Origin of the sequence: Streptomyces sp. NBC_00322 (assembly GCF_036147535.1) — a bacterium.
Taxonomy (GTDB): domain Bacteria; phylum Actinomycetota; class Actinomycetes; order Streptomycetales; family Streptomycetaceae; genus Streptomyces.
On sequence record NZ_CP108019.1, the window covers coordinates 1,652,029 to 1,667,130 of the forward strand.

General features: G+C 68.9%; 12 protein-coding genes and 1 pseudogene. 2 read left to right on the top strand and 11 right to left on the bottom strand.

Annotated features, from left to right (window positions below; translation table 11 throughout):
• Position 1: 1 nt before the first annotated feature.
• The 4 genes from OG905_RS07480 to OG905_RS07495 form a co-directional block, all read right to left on the bottom strand.
• Positions 2-163, bottom strand: a complete 162-nt coding sequence (locus OG905_RS07480; RefSeq protein ID WP_328682844.1) for a hypothetical protein — start codon at positions 161-163, stop codon at positions 2-4.
• A gap of 291 nt (positions 164-454) precedes the next feature.
• Complete coding sequence (locus OG905_RS07485; RefSeq protein ID WP_328666882.1) at positions 455-868, bottom strand: (2Fe-2S) ferredoxin domain-containing protein; 414 nt, start codon at positions 866-868, stop codon at positions 455-457.
• Positions 869-1,247: 379 nt separating this feature from the next.
• Entirely contained in the window at positions 1,248-1,835 is a 588-nt protein-coding gene (locus tag OG905_RS07490) for a lytic polysaccharide monooxygenase auxiliary activity family 9 protein (RefSeq protein ID WP_328666884.1), read from the bottom strand.
• A 166-nt stretch (positions 1,836-2,001) separates the two neighbouring features.
• Entirely contained in the window at positions 2,002-3,063 is a 1,062-nt protein-coding gene (locus tag OG905_RS07495) for a bile acid:sodium symporter family protein (protein WP_328666886.1), read from the bottom strand.
• A 124-nt stretch (positions 3,064-3,187) separates the two neighbouring features.
• Between OG905_RS07495 and OG905_RS07500 the strand changes: the two genes are divergently transcribed.
• Together OG905_RS07500 and OG905_RS07505 are read left to right on the top strand one after the other, a co-directional pair.
• Entirely contained in the window at positions 3,188-4,063 is an 876-nt protein-coding gene (locus OG905_RS07500; RefSeq protein ID WP_328666888.1) for a LysR substrate-binding domain-containing protein, read from the top strand.
• A 366-nt stretch (positions 4,064-4,429) separates the two neighbouring features.
• Entirely contained in the window at positions 4,430-6,229 is a 1,800-nt protein-coding gene (locus OG905_RS07505) for an AMP-dependent synthetase/ligase (protein ID WP_328666890.1), read from the top strand.
• A gap of 56 nt (positions 6,230-6,285) precedes the next feature.
• On the opposite strand, the gene OG905_RS07510 is transcribed toward OG905_RS07505, so the two are convergent.
• The 7 genes and pseudogenes from OG905_RS07510 to OG905_RS07540 form a co-directional block, all read right to left on the bottom strand.
• Positions 6,286-7,377, bottom strand: coding sequence for a PQQ-dependent sugar dehydrogenase (locus OG905_RS07510; RefSeq protein WP_328666891.1), 1,092 nt, complete (start codon positions 7,375-7,377; stop codon positions 6,286-6,288).
• A gap of 45 nt (positions 7,378-7,422) precedes the next feature.
• Positions 7,423-8,439, bottom strand: coding sequence for a chitinase (locus tag OG905_RS07515; RefSeq protein ID WP_328666893.1), 1,017 nt, complete (start codon positions 8,437-8,439; stop codon positions 7,423-7,425).
• Between the two features lie 5 nt (positions 8,440-8,444).
• A pseudogene (locus OG905_RS07520) lies at positions 8,445-8,762 on the bottom strand (carbohydrate-binding protein); the annotation flags it as partial.
• Positions 8,666-10,147, bottom strand: a complete 1,482-nt coding sequence (locus tag OG905_RS07525) for a glycoside hydrolase family 27 protein (RefSeq protein ID WP_328666894.1) — start codon at positions 10,145-10,147, stop codon at positions 8,666-8,668. The gene OG905_RS07525 and the pseudogene OG905_RS07520, both read right to left, overlap by 97 nt.
• Positions 10,148-10,191: 44 nt before the next feature.
• Positions 10,192-12,378, bottom strand: a complete 2,187-nt coding sequence (locus OG905_RS07530; RefSeq protein ID WP_328666895.1) for a discoidin domain-containing protein — start codon at positions 12,376-12,378, stop codon at positions 10,192-10,194.
• Positions 12,375-14,312, bottom strand: a complete 1,938-nt coding sequence (locus OG905_RS07535; protein WP_328666898.1) for a glycosyl hydrolase family 28 protein — start codon at positions 14,310-14,312, stop codon at positions 12,375-12,377. The genes OG905_RS07530 and OG905_RS07535 overlap by 4 nt, the downstream gene beginning before the upstream one ends.
• Before the next feature lie 11 nt (positions 14,313-14,323).
• A complete protein-coding gene (locus OG905_RS07540; RefSeq protein WP_328666899.1) occupies positions 14,324-15,100 on the bottom strand; it encodes a heparin lyase I family protein in 777 nt (258 codons plus the stop codon).
• Positions 15,101-15,102 lie beyond the last annotated feature (2 nt).

Sequence of the window (15,102 nt, forward strand, 5' to 3'; positions counted from 1 at the left end):
GTCAGGCGTTCATGAAGTCGCGTACGGGCAGGGCGCGTTCGACGATCCTGATGTCGCCGAGCCAGCCGTGCATCAGCTGGTCGAGGGTGCCGCCGTACTCGTAGGCGCCCAGCAGCCAGGGCAGGCCGACCGTGGCTGTCCGGGTCGGGACGCCAACTGGCAACGTTGTCAGCGGACTTCTGCCGGGGAAGCGCCGCGGCGGGCGTGGCGGTGGCGAGTCCCGCTGCCGCGGCCGCGGTGGCCGCGCCCGTGAGTCCGGTGGCACGCAGGAACGTGCGACGGCTGGTGGAGGGGACTGCACATGGACGTCTCCGCGGTGCGTTCGTCGGGGTGCGTTCGTCGGGGTGAACGGTGAGCACGCTAGGCGAAGGGGTCGGGCACGGCGGGGCCGGAGCGGGGACGTCTGGACGAAGACTGGGTGAACGAGGCGGCGGAGCCCGCGTGTGACGGTGGGTCAGCGGGCCCGGCGACGGGCGTCGGAGGGCGGCGGGATCATCTGGAGCGCGAGGGTGGCCGGGGGTTCGGCCACGCCGGGACCGCCGGCGGCGACCCACTCCAGCACGTCGTCCGTCGCGTCGTCGTCGAGCGCCCAGCCGATCCAGGCCGCGCGGGCTCCCCGGCGGCGGGCCTCGGTGGAGGGCTGGACCACGATCACGTTCGCCTGTCCGCAGGGGCCGAGGCAGTCGCTCGTACGGACGGCCAGTCGCCCACCGGAGGTCGTGGCGGCCTCGCGCAGCCGGGCCAACTGGCCCTCGTGGTCGGTGCCGGGGTTCTTGCGGGGGTCGCCGCAGCAGCACCCGCGGCATACGACGAGGGTGCAGGGGCGGGGGCGGTGGAGGCCGTTGGGGCGAGTCGCGTACGTCGTCACCTGGCGATCTTGCCAGTCGCGGGGCGAGGGGTGGGGCGCGGGGTTACCCGGTGCGGATCGGGTACGGGGCGCGGGGTTACCCGATGCCGCGGGGTGGGCGCCTGGGGTCCGCTCCGGGGCAGAGCCGGGACTGCATGATTTACGGCGCGTCTCTGGTCTGCCGCGGGGTGCGGGGGTACGTGCGCCACACATCACGCTCTACGTCCCGACATCCACGCGCTCCGCGGCCCCCTTGCCGGGTGGCCGCTTGGTCACCCCGCGCCGCGCAGCCGGCACTTCGGGGGGGAACGGACGGAATCCGCCGGGACTCGGCCCGCGCGTGCGCGACCTCTGGGTACGGTCTTGGTGCGTCGCGCGGGCCGAGTGGGAGGACGCTGTGTCAGCTGAAGTCGGTGTCGATCACCTGGTAGAAGGCGTTGCCGGTGTCGGCGACCTCCCACACGGCGAGGATGACGTGGTAGCCGCTGCGCCGGGGCAGTGGGAGGTTGTGCGTCGTGGGGTCGGACGGCATGAGTTCATCGCCGCAGGACCAGAACGGCTGGCAGGCGTTCTGCACCTGGTGGAAGGGCTCCGGGTCGAACTGCGCGCGGGTCAGCGGCTGGTTGGGGTCCCAGCCGTTGCGAGTGATGAAGTAGTTCCAGCGGCGCGTCGGGTGCCGGGCGTGGTACGTCCAGGCGACCTCCAGTTCCTGGCCGGCCTTGACGGGTGTCTTCTGCCAGTCGGTGCGGGCTTCGTCGAGCTCGGCGGCGAATTCCTGGCCGGCGCTTGCGATCTTCCCGTCCGGAGGCGGCGTCGCACTCGTCGTGTCGTCGGGGGCGTACGGGTCGCGAAGGCCCGACTGAGTTTCGGGGAAGAACTTGCCCGCCTCCAGGCCATGGGCGCGCCAGTCGCCGAAGTGGATGTCCGCGCGTGAGCGCGGCTGGATGACCGCGCCGTGGCGCTGTTGTGCTGCGCGAGTGCTTGTCACAGAGAACCTTCCCGAGGTTGCCATATGCGTGCACAACAGGACATAGCCCACATGTGAATGCATGAACCATTTATCCCCCTATCGAGTGGCCAGAGCTCCACCATCAAGCCTGGCCTCGGCTCCCGTGGACCCACGCGTCGTGATGCCCCTCAGACCGCTCAAGGCTTCAGACGCTCCTCCACGTTCGCTGTTCAGCGAGACGGCCATCCTTTCGGGGGCGGGAAGGGGCGGGGTGGGGGAACGGCACCGCGGTCACCGCGTCCCGTGCCCGCCGCTTCGCGATCACCGCGCACACCATCAGCTGCATCTGATGGAAAAGCATCAACGGCAGCACCGCCACGCTCGCCTGCGCCCCGAACAGCACACTCGCCATCGGCAGCCCCGCCGCCAGGCTCTTCTTCGAGCCCGCGAACTGGATCGCGATCCGGTCCTCCCGGCCGAAGCCGAGCCGCTTCGCGCCGTACCAGGTCAGCGCGAGCATCGCCGCGAGCAGCAGCGCCTCGACGAGGAGCAGCGCGCCGAGGCGCAGGGGCGTGACCTGGTGCCAGACGCCCGCGACCATGCCTTCGCTGAAGGCCGTGTAGACGACGAGCAGGATCGAGCCCCGGTCGACATAGCCGAGCGCCTTCTTGTGGCGGAGCAGGAAGCCACCGATCCATCGCCTGAGCAACTGCCCTGCCAGGAACGGCACAAGCAGTTGCAGGACGATCTTCATCAGGGAGTTCGCGGAGAAGCCGCCCCCGGTGCCGCCGAGCAGCAGAGCCGCGAGGAGCGGGGTCATGACGATGCCCGCGAGGCTGGAGAAGGAGCCCGCGCAGATCGCCGCGGGGACGTTGCCGCGGGCGATGGAGGTGAAGGCGATCGAAGACTGGATCGTCGACGGGACGAGACAGAGGAAGAGCAGGCCGCTGTAGAGCTGCGGGGTGAGCACCAACGGTTCGAGGCTTCGGGCGGCGAGGCCGAGGAGCGGGAAGGCGAGGAATGTCGCGCCCAGGACGGTCAGGTGGAGCCGCCAGTGCCGCAGCCCGTCGAGGGCCTCGCGCGTGGACAGTCGCGCGCCGTACAGGAAGAAGAGCAGGGCGACCGCCCCGGTCGAGGCTCCGCCCGCGATGTCCGCCGCCGCTCCCGACGCCGGGAGCAGTGCCGCGAGGCCGACCGTCCCGAGCAGCGCCAGGATGTACGGATCGATCGGCAGCCAGGACGGCAAATGCAACGTGCGGCGGCTCATGTGCTCCACTTGCTCTCGGTTCAGGATGTGCCGTCTCCATGCTGCTCCCGATGGGGGCGATCGGGAATCCCGCATACCGCTCTGACTGTCATCACGGATCGCGATGACCCGATAGCCTCGAAGGATGTACGACCCGGCTCAGCTGCGTACCTTCCTCGCGGTCGCCCAGACCCTGAGCTTCACCCAGGCCGCCCGTCGGCTCGGTCTGCGTCAGTCGACGGTGAGCCAGCATGTGCGTCGGCTGGAGGAGGCGACCGGGCGCCCGTTGTTCACGCGGGACACGCACAGCGTGGAGCTGACCGAGGACGGCGAGGCGATGCTCGGTTTCGCCCGGACGATCCTGCAGGCGCACGAGCGCGCGTCCGCGTTCTTCGCGGGGACGCGGCTGCGCGGGCGGCTGCGTTTCGGGGTCTCCGAGGACTTCGTACTGACGAGGCTCCCGGAGATCCTTCAGGCGTTCCGGCGCGATCATCCGGAGGTCGATCTGGAGCTCACGGTCGAGCTGTCGGGCACCCTGCACGAGCGGCTGGAGGCGGGCCGGCTCGATCTGGTGCTGGCCAAGCGGCGGGCGGGTGACACGCATGGCGAGCTGGTCTGGCAGGACACCCTGACCTGGATCGGCGCCCCGCAGCTCCGGCTGGACCCGGACCACCCGGTCCCGCTGATCGTCTTTCCGCCGCCGGGGATCACGCGCGCCCGCGCCCTGGAGGTCCTGGAGGCCGACGGCCGCGCCTGGCACATCGCCTGTACGAGTACGAGCCTGAGCGGTCTGATCGCGGCGGCGCGGGCCGGGCTCGGCGTGATGGCCCACACCCGCGGGCTGATTCCGCCGGGACTCGTCCCCGTTCCGGCCCGTGCGGGTCTGCCGGAGCTCGGCGATGTGGACTTCGTCCTGCTGCACGGCCGCCGTGCGGGAGCGGACCGCGAGGCGCGGGGTGCGGCGGACGCTCTGGCGGCGTCGATCCTCGCGGGCGGGGACCGGCTGCACCGCGGTGGGTGACAGCGCCCTCACGAGGAGGCGGTGTCGCGGCGGACGACTTCGGCACAGCGGTTTTCGGTACGATCGCCACCGCCCGCTGACCGCATCGACGGCGCAGGTACGGACCAAGGCCCCGTACCCGTAGAGCGACGGTGATCGCACCGTACAGATTCGGTGGAGATTCCGGCCCGGCGTACTTACCGAGGGGTCAGAACCACACCCGAGCCTGCACCATGTTGCCGGACATCTGCGCCTGACCTGTGGTGATGCCATTCGTCCACAGTTCGTGAAGCCTCTCCCGCCCGGCGGCGGCGTGGGGTAGCGTCACGGCGCTGTGCGGGGAGCGCCACAAGGAGCAGGCCATTGCGCGAGTTCACTGTCCCACCCATGGCCGCGGCGCCTCAGGTAGGCGGACTTGCGGACGCGGTCTTCGACCATGCCGAGGACGATCCCGAGCGGGTCGCCCTCGGCCGCAAGGACGCGGCCGGCAACTGGCAGGACATGAGCTCCGCGCAGTTCCGCGACGAGGTGCTGGCCCTGGCCAAGGGGCTGCTCGCGCACGGTGTGCGGTTCGGGGACCGCGTCGCGATCATGTGCCGTACGCGCTACGAGTGGACGCTCTTCGACTTCGCGCTGTGGACCGTCGGCGCCCAGTCGGTGCCCGTCTACCCCACCTCCTCCGCCGAGCAGGTCTTCTGGATGCTGCACGACGCCGGGGTGTCGGCCTGCATGGTCGAGCAGGAGGACCACGCCATGACCATCGGCTCGGTCATCGACCGGCTGCCTCAGCTGAAACGGCTGTGGCAGCTGGACGCCGGGGCGGTCGCCGAGCTGCTGGAGGCGGGCGCGCACATCGACGACGAGGTGGTGCACCGCCACCGGCGTGCGGTGACTCCCGACTCGATCGCCACCGTGATCTACACCTCCGGCACCACCGGCCGCCCCAAGGGCTGCGTGATCACCCACGCCAACTTCATGTTCGAGACCGACACCCTGATCGAACGCTGGGAGCCGGTCTTCCACTCCAAACCCGGCGACGAGGCCTCGACCCTGCTGTTTCTGCCGCTCGCCCATGTCTTCGGGCGGATGGTCGAGATCGCGGCGGTGCGCGGCCGGGTCAAGCTCGGCCATCAGCCCGTGCTGCAGGCCAGCGCGCTGCTGCCGGATCTGGCGGCGTTCCGGCCGACGTTCATCCTGGCTGTGCCGTACATCTTCGAGAAGGTCTTCAACGCCGCGCGCCGCAGGGCGGAGGCCGAGGGGAAGTCGGGCCCGTTCGACAAGGCCGTCGAGGTCGCTGTGAGATACGCGGAAGCCACGGAGAACCGGGCGTTCGGGCTCGGTCCGGGACCGTCGGCGGGGCTGCGCGTGCAGCACCAGTTCTTCGAGAAGGTCGTGTACGGAAAGGTCCGCGACGCGATGGGCGGCCGCGTACGGCACGCGATGTCCGGCGGCTCGGGTATGGACCGGCGGCTCGGGCTCTTCTTCGAGGGCGCGGGCGTGACCGTCTTCGAGGGATACGGACTCACCGAGTCGACCGCGGCCGCAACCGCGAACCCGCCGGAGCGCACGCGCTACGGCACGGTCGGCCAGCCGATCCCCGGCACCACGGTGCACATCGCCGAGGACGGCGAGGTGTGGCTGCACGGAGCGCACATCTTCGACGGATATCTCGGCGACCCGAAGTCCACCGACGCCGTACTGCACGACGGCTGGCTGGCCACGGGCGATCTCGGGGCGCTCGACGAAGACGGCTATCTGACCATCACCGGGCGCAAGAAGGAGATCCTGGTGACCTCGGGCGGCAAGAGTGTCTCGCCCGTGGGGCTGGAGGAGCGGGTGCGCAACCATCCGCTGGTGGCGCAGTGCATCGTCGTCGGCAACGACCGTCCGTACATCGCGGCGCTGGTCACCGTGGACCAGGAGGCCGTCGACCACTGGCTCGCCATGCAGAACAAGGCACCACTTCCGCCGGCCGAGCTGGTGCGTGACCCGGATCTGGAGATGGAGATCCGCCGCGCCGTGGTGGCCGCCAACACCCTGGTGTCCAAGGCCGAGTCGATCCGTACGTTCCGGATCCTGGCGCATCCCTTCAGCGAGGAGCACGGTCTGCTCACCCCCTCCCTGAAGCTCAAGCGGAAGGCGATCGAGGCGGCTTACTCGGTCGAGGTGGACGCGCTCTACCACTGATGTGAACTGCCCGGCGCGGGGCAGGAGTTCCGCGCCGGGCAGCGGTCGGACAGGGCCTAGCTGATCGTCACGCGGAAGATCTTGTCGGATCCGGCCGGCTCACCCCCGTTCCCGTCCGCGTTCGTCGTCGAGAGCCACAGCTGGTTCGAGCCGGGCACCTTGGTGACGGCGCGCAGCCTCCCGTACGTGCCGACGTAGAACGCCTTCGCCGCGCCCACGTTCTCGTTGTCGGCGCTGATCGGGATCTGCCAGAGCCGTTCGCCCCTCAGCGCCGCCATATAGACCGCGCCGTCGACGATCGCGATGCCGCTCGGCGAGGCCTCGGCGACGCCCCAGGTCTCCTTCGGGTTGGTCATCCCGGAGACGGAACAGTTGCCTTCACACGTCGGCCAGCCGTAGTTCTTGCCCGCCTTGATGAGGTTGAGCTCGTCCTTGGAGCTCTGGCCGAGCTCGGCCTCCCACAGGCGGCCCTGGGCGTCGAAGGCGATGCCCTGGGGATTGCGGTGGCCCATGCTGAAGACGTAGTTGCCGAACGGGTTGCCCGGTGCCGGTTTGCCGTCCTTCGTCATACGCAGGATCTTGCCGTTGAGTGAGTTCTTGTCCTGGGCGTCGGAGCCGGTCTGGGCATCGCCCGTGGAGGCGTACAGATAGCCGTCGGCGCCGAAGGCCAGCCGCCCGCCGTTGTGGTACTTCGCCTTCTTGATCCCCTGGAGCAGCGCCTTGTAGCCGCTGAGGGTCTTTCCGTCGTACGTCATGCGGGCGACGCGGTTGCCGTCGGACGAGGTGTGCATGAAGTACACGTAGTGGTTCGACGCCCACTGCGGGTCGACGGCGACGCCCATCAGGCCGCCTTCGCCGCCCGTGGTCTGGGAGTTGGGGACCGAGCCGACCTGGGTCTTCGCGCCGGACGGTGTCAACTTGAAGACCTTGAACGAGTTGCGCTCGGTGACCAGGGCGGTGGAGCCGTCGGGCATCCAGGACGTGCCCCAGGGAATCGTCCAGCCGGTCGAGATGGTGGTGATGCCGGTCGGCGTGCCCTTCACGCCGGCGGCCGGCGGCTCGCCGGCGTTCGCCGACTGGACGAGTCCGGCGACGAGCGCCGCCGCGCCCGCCACAGCCGCCGTGCTCAATAGGTTCCTGCGTCGCATGTGTTCCTCCGTGGGGGGGGTGGGGGGTTGTCCGCCGACGGGGTGTCAGCCCCCGTACTGGGCCACGATCTTGGTGTAGGCATAGGGGGACTGCGAGACACCGCTGCAGGCGTCCGCGTCGCCGCCCGAGCCGCAGCTGCGGTCGCGGTTGACGGACCAGAAGGCGTAGCGCGCGATGTGGTGCTGCTGCGCGTAGGCGAGGATCGTCCTGAAGTCGTTCAGCGTGACGGTCTCCCCGGCCACGTCGGTCTTGCCGTTCATCGACGAGACTCCGATGTGCTGGTAGGCGACGGAATCGCTGTATCCGTACGCGCTCTTGACCGCGCTCTTGAGGCCTTCGAGGGCGCTGACCGAGGCCTGGCCCATGCTGCCGCTGTGGCCGCCGAAGTCGAAGGGCATGATCACCCAGGCGTCCGCGGCCAGACCCGACCTGGCGCCGCGCTTGATCAGATCCTTGCCGGTGGCGTCCGGGCCGCTGGGGGTCGTGCCCATGGTGAGGTAGGTGACGATCCCGGGGTTCTTCTGCTCGACGATCTTCAGCGCGTCGACGACCCGCTGGCGCACGGTGGCGTTGCCGAATTCGCTCGCCTCGATGTCGATGTCGAAGGCCTTGAGCTTGTAGGCGTCGATCACCTTCTGGTACGCCCCGGCGAGCGCGGTGGCGCTGGAGCACTTCTCGCCGAGCTTCGCGCCGCTCCAGCCGCCGACGGAGACGACGATGTCGCCGCCCGCCGCGCGGATGGACTTGATGGCCGACTCGTCGGAGCCGCCCTTGAGGGCGCGGCTGCCGTCCCACTTCGGGTTGCAGCCGCCGTCGGAGAGGATGAAGGCGAGCGTGAACCACTTCACGCCGGTCGCCGCCATGACGTCGGTCGGCTTCTGGGGGCTGCCCCAGCCGAGGTATTCGTAGGGTGCCGCGGCCATCGCGCCCGATGCTTTCGGGGCGGTGTCGGGTGCCGCGCCGGCGGCGGCCGGGAAGGCCGCCAGCGCCAGTGAGCCCAGCAGTCCGGTGACTGCGGCGCCGATCGCGGAGTTTCGGAGCCGTGTGGTGGGGGGTCGCACGTCTGTTATCCCCTGTCGAGGTAGTCGATGTTGGGTGCGCCGTTCGCCGTGGTGGCGGTGACGCGTACGGTGTTCGAACCCGCCTTGAGCGGGACGCTGAGGGTGGAATCGGCCCAGGTGGTCCATGCGCCGGTGCCGTCGAAGGCCCGGCCCGCGGCGACGACGGCGCCGTTGACGGAGATGTCCATCGGCCGGCCCGCCGTGGTGCCGTTGGCGTAGCGGATGGTCAGTGCGGCATCCCGGGCGGTCGCCGATTCGACCGTCCACTCGACGTACGCGCCCGCGGCATTGGCCGTGTTGACGAAGCCCGTGCCGCTGAAGCCGCCGTGGTCGGTGTCGACGGTCGAGCCCGCGCTGTAGGAGGCGTACTCGGCCTCGTACCGGCGGTGGTGCCCGACTGCGGGGTGGCCCGGATCAGCCGGGTCTCCCCCGGTCGCAGGGTGACGCTGTACGAGCCGTTGACCAGGCCGCCGCTCTGACCGGACCAGAGATCGGTGACGGCAGCGGCGCCGGAGAAGCCGACCTGGGACCAGTTCACACCGACGCTCTGGTTGCCGGTGGTGCCGGTGTTGAAGAGGGCGACGATGTAGGCGCCGCTCGCCTCGCGCTTGCTCCAGACCTGTTGGGGACCGGAGTTGACGACTCGTCTGGCGGCGACACCGTCCTGGTTGACCGCGATCAGCCTGTCGTTGGTGAGCATCGCCTTGTCGGTGGCGTTCAGTGCGGTGAGGTCGGTGCCGAGCAGCAGCGGGGAGGCGGCCATCGCCCACAGCGTCATGTGCGAGCGTCGCTGGTCGGCGTTGAGGCCGACCTGGTCGCCGTTGCCGATCTCTAGTGAGTCGAGGTCGTTCCAGCCGCCGGGTCCGGCGTACTGCTGCCAGTTCGCCGCCGAGTTGAACCGGGAGGTGATGTGGTTCCAGTCGGTGAGCGGGAAGCCGCTGCCGTTGGGTCCGGGGCCGCAGTAGCACTCGACATCCCCCTGCGTGCGCCAGCTGTTGGCGAGCTGTCGCCAGGTCGGGGCGTCGGCGATGGCGAGGTTGTTGGAGAGTGCGTAGTTGATGGGGCGGCCCGATGCGCGCAGAGCCTTGTCCCAGGCCCGCACGTCGGGAATGTCGTGGCTGCCGACGCCGTCGATCTTGAGGTAGTCGACTCCCCAGGAAGCGAACTGGCGGGCCCAGGAGTTCACGAACTCCTGGGAGCCGGGCTTGCTGTAGTCGATGTAGTACATGTTTTTGCAGTTGTAGTTCTTCTCCAGCTTGGACGTGTCGGCGATGTCCTTCGCGTGGTACGAGGTCCCTTCGATCGGCGTGTTCCTGGTGACGGCGTTCTTCGCGATGCCGGGTGTGACGTAGAAGCCGAACTTCAGCCCCCTGGAGTGGATGTAGTCGGCGAGCGCCTTGATGCCCGAGGGGAATTTCGCCGAGTCGACGGCCCAGCGCCCGTACTGGTCGACCGTGAAGCCGTTGGCGTCGCACTTCTGGTAGAAGTCGTCGAGGTTGACGTAGATGTAGCCGTGGTCCTTGAGACCGCTGCTGACCAGGGCGTCCGCCTGGTCCTTCAGCTTGGCCTCGGTTGGTTGGCGGCGTACGAAACTCCAGCTGGACCAGCCCATCGCGGGCCGGACTGACAGACCGTTGTCGGACGCGGCGGCCGGTGGCGGGGCCGCGGTCAGTCCGGCGGCGGCAAGGGGTATCGCGAGCGCCCCCACCAGCAAGGCTCTCAGGGGCGGGGGGTTTGGGGGGCGTCCCCCCATCAAACGCAGCATGACGCCTCCACATCGAGGTGGTCGAGGTTGGGTGCGCCGTTCGCGCTGGTGGCGGTGACGCGTACGGTGTTGGCCCCGGCGGTGAGCGGGACGGTCAGGATCGAGTCGGCCCAGGTGGTCCAGGAGCCGGTGCCGTCGAACGCCCGGCCCGCGGAGACGACCGTGCCGTTGACGGAGACATCCAGCGGGCGGCCGGTCGTGGTGCCGTTGGCGTACCGGATCGCGATCGAGGCGCTGCGGGCGGTGGCCGACTGCACCGTCCACTCCACATACGCGCCCACCGCGTTCGGCGTGTTGACGAAGCCGGTGCCCGTGAAGCCGGTGTGGTCGGAGTCGACGGTCGAGCCCGTCGAGTAAGCCCCGTTCTCGGCCTCGTACCGGTTGGGCGTCGGAGTGGTGCCGCCGCCCGCCGCGTAGGCGGTGCCGATCCAGGCCTCGTCGATCCGCAGCCGCTTGTAGCGGGTCGAATCGCTCGATTCCGCATGGGTGTTGACCACTTCGAGACGGACATGACGGGTGGTGGTCGCGGGGATGTCGATGAAGGCGACGCCTCGGCGGCTGGGCAGGGTGCCGGTCTTGACCGGGCTTCCCCAGGTGGTGCCGTCGTTGCTGACGTACACCCGGTAGTCCCTGATCCGGGCGGACTGCTCGGTACCGGAGCGGGCGTAACTGACCGAGTCCTCCCGCTGGTTGACGCCGATGTACTGCACCCGCTTCGCGGATCCGAGGTCGAAGCGGAGCGAGACGGGCGTGGTCTTGTTGCTGTCCCAGTAGGTGCGGTAGTCGCCGTCGGCGGCGGCCGCGGCCCCGTGTCCGCCCGCCGACGCACTGGCGCTCATCGTGTACGAGGAGGCGGGGACGATGCCTTCGCGTCCGGCCGTGGTGACGTTGAAGACGGTGTCGTACGGGTCCCAGCCGCCGAGTCCGGTGAGGCTGAGCGTGCCGCCGCTCTGGCTGTACGCAATGGGCGCGCCGGTGCGGAGGTTGGTCACGCCCGTCACCCGGTAGCCGTTGTCCCGCAGCCGCAGGGTGGAGGTGGAGGGCGGGGTCAGCACATGGATGTAGTGCTTGTCCGGGTCGGTCCTGCTGACGGTGGTGACGCCGTGGGAGCCGTCGTTCCAGAACCCGGGTGCGAGGCCACCGTGCAGGTAGCCGCCGCCCTCGGTGCCGTGCACCGACTCGGCGATGGCGTCGAGATAGCCCTTGGCGAAGTTGTTGAACGCGACCTGGTTACCCGGGAGTCTGCCGCCCACCATCGCCGTCTCGGCCATCAGCGCCTTCACCGAGGAGCCGACGTTGGTGATGAGCCGACCGAGGGTGAGCTTGCGGTCGACGGCCGGATCGGAGCCGGTGTACCACCACGATCCGGTGGAGGGGAGCTTGAAGTCGGCCTCGACCAGCCGGGGCGCCGCCGTGTAGACGGCCTGCGGGTAGTCGTACGACGGGCTCATCCCCGTCTTCTGTTCATTGCTGATCATGTCCATGATCGGCGTGTCTTCGTTGTTGTTGCTGATCGTGTAGTTGGGGCGCTTCTGGTACACCTGCGCGTAGAGGTTGTGGCTCTCCCAGTACGCGTTGTCGTTGTCGATCCAGAAGCCGCCGAGGTCCGGATAGCGGTCCATGACCTCGAAGAAGTTGTCGTAACTGAACTCGCCGAAGCCGTCGCGGCCGGTGAGATCGACCGTGCGGCCCTTGTACTTCGAGTACGCCGCCGAGTCGAGCCACTCGTGGCCGCCCTCGTCGTGCCACTGGGGGTCGTCGGTCATGTACAGGATCGTCTTGAGGCCCTTGGCCTTGGCGGCGGTGATCAGCTCACCGAGGAAGTCGCGCTTCGTGCTGCAGCTTCCGGGGATCTTGGACGGCCAGGGACGGGCGTAGCCGAGGCGGCTGTGGAAGGTGGCGAGTACGAGGTACTGGGTGTGCAGCTTCTGCGCTTCCTGGACCCAGTAGTCGGGCGTCCAGCCGCCGCCCGTGACATCGGACTCCCACTGGCTGCAGCTGGTGTGCGAAGGGGCGGTGCGCTGCCCCCAGTGCAGGAAGAGACCGCCGACCGAGGAGCGCAGGAAGTCCTGGCGCGGGTGTTCCAGATCGGCGCGTGCGGGGCTCTGCAGGGTGAGCACGCCGAGGAGCAGCGCGCCCACCAGCACCAGCCGCGCCAAGAGGCGTCTGGTCATGCCGGGCCGTCAAGATAGTCGAGGTTGGGTGCGCCGTTCGCGGTGGTGGCGGTGGCGCGGACGGTGTTGGCTCCGGCCTTGAGGGCGACGGGCACGGTGACCGTGCGCCAGCTGGTCCAGGCGCCGGTACCGGCGAAGGGGGAGGCGGCGGCGACAGTGACGCCGTTGACGGTGATGTCCAGCGGGCGGGATGTGGTGGTGCCGTTGGCGTAGGCGATGACGAGGTCGGCGCTGCCTGCCTCGGTGGCGTTCACCGTCCACTCCACGTACGCGCCCACGGTGTTGGGGGTGTTGAGGAAGCCCGTGCCGGAGTAGCCGGTGTGGTCGGAGTCGACGGTCGAGCCGGTGGAGTACGTGGCGTTCTCGGCCTCGTACCGGTTGGGCGAGGGTCCGCCGCCGCCGCAGTTCTGGCTGGAGCCGGTCTGGCTGATCCGCAGCGCGCCCCCGTTCGTGTTGGCGCCGCCGGCGACGCAGTAGCCGTTGACCGTCTGGAAGAGCAGGTCGGACGGGCTGTTGCTGCCGCGCTGCGCGGTGAAGCGGTCGAAGCGGATGCCGGTGCTGTTGTTGGCGATGACGGCGGGCCTGCCGTCGTTGGCCGCGAAGCGCACCTCGCTGTCGGTGAAGCGGACGTTGTCGGCGTTGCGGATGTACCAGCCGTAGGCGGGGCGGGTGCCGATCGCCTTGGGGTTGTAGTCCTTTGGGTCGTTGCTCGGCGGGTTGGTGGACATGGTGCCGTTGCCGCCGGGCACGGTGATGTCGACGTCTGTGAAGGTGATGTCGTGGATGCGGCCGCTCCCGGACTCGCCCCACAGCGTCGGCGAGAAGGACGGGGTCGTGCCGTTCGCCTTGATGTTGGTGTAGGTGATGTTGCTGATGGAGCCGACACCGGGGTTGTTCCCGCACCGTTTCCTCGTACCGACCTTCTGCATGATCGGCGAACGGACGTCGGTCATGGTGATGTCCTTGTAGTGGACGTCGGAGATCTTGGCGCCGTCCATGGAGACCAGACCGAGGCCGGACTTGTCCGAGCCCTTGATGGTGATCCGCTCGAAGCGGTAGTCGGTGAAGTCGCCGCAGGTCTCGGAGCCGAACATCAGCGCGTTGCAGCAGCCGGCGGAGAGATAGGAGTCGGTGACGGTGACATGCCCGTTGTTGAGCTTGGCGCCGAGCGCGTAGTCGCTCTTGAAGGCGAGCGCGTCGTCGTTCGCCTCCAGATGGGCGCCTGTGATCTTGACGTTGGTGGTGGAGATGATGTTCCAGCCGTCACGGTCCATCGCCGTGTCGATGGTGAGACGGTCGGAGACGACGTTGTCGCAGTTGTTGAGGAGCGCGGCGAAGTGGCCGCCCTCGCGCAGGGTGATGCCGCTGAGCGTGAGGTTCTTGCAGCGGGTCAGCGAGATGATCTTGTCGGCCTCGCCGGACTTGGGGTTTCCGGTGATGAGCGCCCCGTCGCCGTCGATGACGCCGGAGCCGGTGAAGCCGATATTGCTGAGGTTGTCGCCGTAGATCATGGCGTTGTGGAAGTGACTGTGGCCGTAGTCCTGGTAGTCGTCCCACTGGTTCGGCTCGGGCGGGTCATAGGTGTCCGCGCCGTTGCCGCTGATCGTCGATCCCGCGTCGAGCTGCAGGGTGACATTGCTCTTCATCCTGATCGTGTTCTTGGACTCGTACGTCCCCGAGGGGAAGCGCACGATTCCGCCGCCCGCCGTGTTGGCGGCGGTGATGGCCTTGTTGATGGCCGCGGTGTCATTGGTGGAGCCGTTGCCGGCCGCTCCGTAGTCACGGACGTTGAACTCGGCCGCGGCGGGTGCGGGTGCCGTCGCGGCCGCGGTCCGCGGCGTATCGGGGCCGGCCCCCGCCGGCGGCTGGGCGATGCCCAGCGCGAGCGCGAAGCCCAGTAAGGCGGTGGCGGCGGTTCTCCGAAAGGTCTTCATGGTCGTCCTCCTCAGACGAGCTGGTAGCCGCGCATATTGGTGAGGAGCAGGTGGCAGTTCTGCAGCGAGCCCGAACTGTCGCCCAGGGAGCGGTAGATGCCCCACTTGGGGCGCACCCGGTCCGCGAGGAAGGTGTCGACGCCCGACTTCGACTTGTCGATCACCGTGGTGCCGCCGCTCTTGAGGATCCAGCGGACGGAGCCCGACGTACCGTTGCCGATCTTGATCTGGAAGTCGACGTCGGTCCACTTGTTGTGCAGCGGCTCCAGGTTCGTACGGCCGACGAGGACGTCGCCCTCGATGACCTTGAGCTCGATGGTCTGTACGCCGTTGACGCGGCGCAGCGACTGCACGACGATCGGTGACGAGCCGGTGCCCGGCTGCTTCATCTGCATGATGTGGGTGAAGCTGGTGGTCGCCTTCAGCGTGCTGGGGATGTACATCGAGTACGTGACCCGCCAGGTCTGGCCGGACTTCCACTGGAGGTAGGAGCTGCCGTTGCGGCACCCGGTGACCTCGTGGCGCTGTCGGTCCTTCATGGTGTCCCGGTCCACGGTGTGCATGGTGAACCGGAAGTTGTCGCCCTCGGCGAAGATGTGCGGCGCGCCGGCCGGGTGAGAGTGCGCCCGGTCGTCCTCGATCGTCTCGAAGGCCTTGAGCTTGTCGCTGCTCGCGGACGGCGACCAGCGCAGCTGCCAGGACGCGGCGCTCGCGGGGACGGCGGGCATGCCCGCGGCGACGGCACCGCCCAGCGCGGCGCCCAGAACGGTCCTTCTGGTGGGGGTCATTT

Excerpts from the sequence above, each read along its gene's own strand:
- OG905_RS07495 (WP_328666886.1), bottom strand. The coding sequence starts at position 3,063 with ATGAGCCGCCGCACGTTGCATTTGCCGTCCTGGCTGCCGATCGATCCG.
- OG905_RS07500 (WP_328666888.1), top strand. The coding sequence starts at position 3,188 with ATGTACGACCCGGCTCAGCTGCGTACCTTCCTCGCGGTCGCCCAGACC.
- OG905_RS07505 (WP_328666890.1), top strand. The coding sequence starts at position 4,430 with ATGGCCGCGGCGCCTCAGGTAGGCGGACTTGCGGACGCGGTCTTCGAC.
- OG905_RS07510 (WP_328666891.1), bottom strand. The coding sequence starts at position 7,377 with ATGCGACGCAGGAACCTATTGAGCACGGCGGCTGTGGCGGGCGCGGCG.
- OG905_RS07530 (WP_328666895.1), bottom strand. The coding sequence starts at position 12,378 with ATGACCAGACGCCTCTTGGCGCGGCTGGTGCTGGTGGGCGCGCTGCTC.
- OG905_RS07535 (WP_328666898.1), bottom strand. The coding sequence starts at position 14,312 with ATGAAGACCTTTCGGAGAACCGCCGCCACCGCCTTACTGGGCTTCGCG.
- OG905_RS07540 (WP_328666899.1), bottom strand. The coding sequence starts at position 15,100 with ATGACCCCCACCAGAAGGACCGTTCTGGGCGCCGCGCTGGGCGGTGCC.